This window comes from Aldersonia kunmingensis, from assembly GCF_001646865.1.
Classification (GTDB): domain Bacteria; phylum Actinomycetota; class Actinomycetes; order Mycobacteriales; family Mycobacteriaceae; genus Aldersonia; species Aldersonia kunmingensis.
On record NZ_LRRB01000225.1, the window covers coordinates 1 to 4,293 of the forward strand.

The window sequence follows — 4,293 nt, forward strand, 5'->3', positions numbered from 1 at the left end:
ATTTCACACGCGGAAGGTCGCTGGTTCGATCCCAGCCGGGACCACCAGTAAAACTGCAGGTCAAGGCCTATTTTGAAAGCGAATTCTCCGTCTCCGAGAGCGCCGTTCCGGGCGTCCATCGGGCCAAAATAGGGCCAAAATCAGGAACTCGGTGATTCCGGATCGTGGCACGCAGTGCCATCTCTCGCCCATTCGACCTCGGTTGGCACGGCGTGCCGTGGCCGTGAGTTCACCTTCTGCTTGGCGATGACTACTCGGAATAGGGGCTCGAGCGACTGCCGTCTATCGGTGGTTGGGTTCGGGGATGATGCCTGCGAGCTCGAGGATTCTGGTCGGGGGGAGGTGTTGTTCGGTGATCCTCACGCCGAGGTCGGCGAGGGCGTCCTCGACCGCGTTGGTGATCGCGGCGGGTGCGCCGATCATGCCGCCTTCGCCGACGCCTCGATAGTTGTAGGCGATGTCGGTCGGTGTCTGGATGTGGTGGATCTCGATGTCGGGGATTTCCATCGTGGTGGGGATGAGGTAGTCCATGAATGTTCCCGACCGGGGCTGCCCGTCCTCCCCGTAGGTCGTTTTCTCGTAGAGGACGGCGCCTATGCCCTGCGCGATGCCGCCGCGGATCTGTCCTTCGACGATGGCCGGGTTGATCATCTCGCCGCAGTCCTCCACGACCGCGTAGCGAGGAATTCTCACCTGGCCGGTTTCGAGATCGACCTCGACCCAGCACACGTGGGTGGACTGCGCCCATCCGCCTTCGCCGCCGTTCCAGTCCCGGTGAACCCGGATGGCCTCACCACGGCCGAGCCGGCCGGCGTCGCCGACCACGTCATGCCGTATGGCTTCCTCGGCGATCTGGCGGAAGGTCAGCGCGACGGTGGGGATGCCCGTGACGTGAATGTCACCGCCTTCGATATCGATATCGGTCGGCGACGCCTCGAACAGGTCCGCCGCAATGTCGACAATGCGCTCGCGCAGCGTGTGCGCAGCCAACCCGACCGCACCGCCCGCCATCGCCGCCGACAGGCTTCCGCCGGTACCCGTGATGCCGAAAGGCGCGAAGTTCGTGTCGCCGTACCTGACTCGGACGGCCTCGACGGGAACGCCGAGCTCGTCGGCGGCCACCTGAGCGAGTGTCGTCTCGTGGCCTTGACCGTGGGGCACCTGCCGGGTGTGGAGCGTAATGCTGCCGTCGCCTTCGAGGACTGCGTGGATCGGCTCGACCCCGGCGAACGCGGAGAAGCCGGGCATGAGAACGTCGGCGTACCCGGGCGGGCCCGGAGCCGCTTCGATGTAGGTCGCGATCCCGATGCCCATGCGGCGACCGTGCTCCCGAGCCGCCGCCTGGTGCTCTGCCCAATGTTCGAAGTCGGCGACATCGAGCGCCTTCTCGAGGGTGGCCTTCGCCGACATCCGCGTATCGAGGATCGGACCGGTGAGCATCGTTGTCGGGAGCATGTCGGAACCGACGATGTTACGCAACCGGATCTCTGCGCGACTGATTCCCAGCTCGCGGGCCAGGACATCGAATAGTCGTTCGCGGACCCAGGTCTCGACCGCCCACGGGCCCCGGTAGGCGACATAGGTCGGTTTGTTGGACGAGATGATCTCGGTGTCGAACTGCATGGCGCCCAACCGGTACGGACCGGGGAACATCGTCTGGATGATGCGGCAGAACAACGGTGCCCCGAACGGGAATCCCGGATAGGCCCCCGCGTCCATCGTGAGCTTGGCGCGCAGGCCCCGCACCGTCCCGTCGTTCATCACCGCAGCCTCGACGGCGACCTGTTCGTCCCGGGCTTGGCCGCCGAGCACGAGGTTCTCGTTGCGGTCCTCGATCCACTTGATCGATCGACCCAGGCGCAGCGTGGCAGCGCACACGGCGATGTCCTCACGCAGCACCGTGGTCTTCGATCCGAACGCACCGCCGATGTCGCCGGTCACGACGCGCGGGAGGCGTTCCTTCGGTGTTGCCATCAATCCCAGGAGTGCACGGTTGAGGTGGACCATCCGCATCGGGTCCCTGGCGATCTGACGCAGCATGATCGGCACCATGGGCTGCGTGTCCTTCATCAGCGTCGGGTGGGCGCGAACGAACTCGCGGACCCCGGCGAAGATGGCCTTGGTCTGTTCGCGTTGGCGGAACATGTCGCGCACCGACATCCACACCGGCTGACGTGCCAAACACAGTGCCATGACCCATTTGAGGACGTGCGCAGCCTGATGGGCTGCGTGCACTGTGAGGGTGCCGTCCGCGCCGATCTCGGCGACCGTGCCTCGGGTCTCCATCGGTTGGTTGGCATGCCGGTGCTGGCGGAACGTCTCGCTGATCACTCGATCCGCCCCGGCGAACGCCGCGTCGACATCGCCGAACGACTCCGACGCCCGATAAACGCTGTTGCCGTTGGCCTTTGGCCAGATCGCCGGGCGGTTGGGATCGTGGGCGTGCGCCAATGTCGCGATCGGTTCGAGCTCCTCGTAGTCCACGTCGACCATCTCTGCCGCATCCTCGGCCACCGCGCGTGATATCGCGATCACGATGGCCACCGGATCCCCGACCAGACGAACGCGGTCGACGGCCAGGCCCCAGTGCCACGGGTCGTACAGGCCCGGCAAGGAGATCATCCCGATCAGCGGGTTGGTGATCGCAGCGATGTCAGCACCGGTGAAGATCGCGTACACGCCGGGAACGGCGGTGGCACGGGCGGTGTCGATTCCGCGGATCCGGGCGTGGGGCAATGGGCTTCGGACGAAGGCCGCGTGCGCCATGTCCGCGACGACGACGTCGTCGATGTAGCGACCGTGCCCGCTCAGCAGGCGGCGATCCTCGACCCTGCGGACGCGGGCCCCGACGAATCGGCCCATGATCTGTTCACGCATCGGTCGCACCTCCCGCGCTGGCGGCCAACTTGGCCACCGCGTCGGCGACACCGTCGAGGATCGATGCGTACCCAGTGCAGCGACAGAGGTTGCCGGAGAGCTCTTCTTTGATCTGCGCGGGTGTCGGTGTCGGGTTGTCCGCCAGCAGGCACCGCACCGTCATGAGGAATCCCGGTGCGCAGAAAGCGCATTGGAATGCGTGGCGCTCCCACATCGCCTGCTGGACAAGGCCAAGGCCGTCACCGTCGCCGAGCGACTCGATGGTCTCGACGGTCGATCCCTCCGCCTGCGCAGCCAGCATGAGGCAGGAACGAACCGGCTGCCCGTCGACCACCACCGTGCATGCGCCACACACGCCGTGCTCGCAACCGAGATGCGTGCCGGTGAGTCCGAGGTGGTCGCGCAGCAATTCGGCCAGGGGTGTACGGGCCTCGACCGCCACGTGCTCGTCGCGACCATTCACCCGGAGGGTGATTTCACGCATGACACGCCGCCCGTTCCGTGGCCCGAGCGGCGGCCTCGGCGAGCCCGCGGCGGGTGAGCACCCCGGCAACATGGGCCCGGTACTGCGACGATGCGTGGTCGTCGGCGCCCGGCGCCAATGCACCCGACACGACACCCGCTGCCTCGGCAAACAGCGCCGGGTCGGGAGCGTTGCCGTCCAGCAATTGCTCGGCCTCAGCGACGCGCACCGGCGTACTGGCTGCACCGAAGAACGACAACGCAGGTCCCCGCAGCAACCCGGCCTCGTCGATCTCGACTGTCGCCACCAATCCGACCAACGCGAAGTCACCGTGCCGCCGGCTGACCTCGAGCACCGACCATCCCGCGCGTGGGGGCCATGCGGGAAAGTGCACTCCGATGAGTAACTCGTCCTCGGCCAGGGCGCAGGACAGATACCCCTCGAAGAAGTCGCCCGCACCGATCGTCCGCTGACCCGACGGGCCAACCACGATCATCTGCGCGCCGACGGCCAGAGCAACTGCGGGCAGTTCCGCCGCCGGATCGGCGTGGGCCAAGCTCCCGCATACCGTTCCCCGACTCCGGATCGCCCGATGCCCGATGTACGGCATCGCGCCGGCCACCGCGGGCGCGGCGGCGGCCATGACATCGGAGCTCTCGACGCGGGCGTGTGTCACGCTCGCTCCGACCGACACGGTGCCGTCGTCCTCCACCTCTATCGACTGCAAGCCCTGCACCCGGCCGATGTCGATGAGATGCCCGGGATGAGCCAGCCGCAGGGCGAGCACCGGAAGAAGGCTTTGCCCACCGGCGAGGACTTTGCCGTCCCCGCCGTAGGTTTCCAGCAGTGCGACCGCCTCGTCGACGGTCTCAGGTCGGTGGTAGTCGAATGGCGACATCTTCACCGCAGGCCTCCCTTCGGCCAACCCGGATTTTACGGTTCGGGTGACGGCA

The 4,293-nt window shown here is 66.7% G+C and carries 3 protein-coding genes; all 3 read right to left on the reverse strand.

What is annotated here, in order from left to right:
• Nucleotides 1-282: 282 nt before the first annotated feature.
• Entirely contained in the window at nt 283-2,877 is a 2,595-nt protein-coding gene (locus A8G08_RS17500) for a xanthine dehydrogenase family protein molybdopterin-binding subunit (protein WP_068276854.1), read from the reverse strand.
• Nucleotides 2,870-3,361, reverse strand: coding sequence for a (2Fe-2S)-binding protein (locus A8G08_RS17505; RefSeq protein ID WP_068276848.1), 492 nt, complete (start codon nt 3,359-3,361; stop codon nt 2,870-2,872). Before A8G08_RS17505 ends, A8G08_RS17500 begins: the two co-directional genes overlap by 8 nt.
• On the reverse strand, nt 3,354-4,293 hold a 940-nt coding region (locus A8G08_RS17510; protein WP_245672873.1), incomplete at its 5' end, for an FAD binding domain-containing protein. The genes A8G08_RS17510 and A8G08_RS17505, both read right to left, overlap by 8 nt.

Excerpts from the sequence above, each read along its gene's own strand:
- A8G08_RS17500 (WP_068276854.1), bottom strand. The coding sequence starts at position 2,877 with ATGCGTGAACAGATCATGGGCCGATTCGTCGGGGCCCGCGTCCGCAGG.
- A8G08_RS17505 (WP_068276848.1), bottom strand. The coding sequence starts at position 3,361 with ATGCGTGAAATCACCCTCCGGGTGAATGGTCGCGACGAGCACGTGGCG.